The organism is Exiguobacterium sp. s43 (assembly GCF_018617255.1).
In the GTDB taxonomy this organism is placed as follows: domain Bacteria; phylum Bacillota; class Bacilli; order Exiguobacteriales; family Exiguobacteriaceae; genus Exiguobacterium; species Exiguobacterium profundum.
This window is the reverse complement of sequence record NZ_JACSJT010000014.1, coordinates 1-478: the sequence shown is the minus strand read 5'-3', so window position 1 is coordinate 478 and position 478 is coordinate 1. Positions and strand designations below refer to the sequence as shown.

Annotated in this window: 1 protein-coding gene; it reads right to left on the bottom strand. The window is 49.8% G+C overall.

Annotation, left to right across the window (positions count from 1 at the left end):
• On the bottom strand, positions 1 to 478 hold a 478-nt coding region (locus KNO79_RS15500), incomplete at both ends, for an RHS repeat domain-containing protein (protein ID WP_214691722.1).

Sequence of the window (478 nt, the reverse complement as noted above, 5' to 3'; positions counted from 1 at the left end):
AACACCGCATGCTCCGGATGATAATAACGTGCCATCAAATAGTAAAGCTTCAAATCCTCATCGTAGTAATACGAGGCATAACGGATTGGTTGATCATTAATTTTTTCATCATTCACGTTCTTCGTGACCGGCTTACCCCAGGAGTCATACGTATACTCTGCAGCCAGGGTTCCAGTCTCATCTGTGATGGCAACGATATCTCCGCGGTAGTTGCGGTGGTAGTTATACCAGGACCCATCAACTTTTAGACCGACGAGGAGATGATTCGCACCGTAGACATATTCACGGATGTAATTCCCTTGCGCATCCGTTTCGGCCAAGAGACGATTCGAGTCACCGTCGTAATGGAAGCGAATCGTGCCATTCGGCCCCCGCTTCTCGATACGACGTCCCTGCTCGTCATAGGTGAACTGCCATGCTTTCGTACCGCCAGTCTCTTGGATTGCAGTCAGGTTACCCAAGGCATCCCACGTGTACG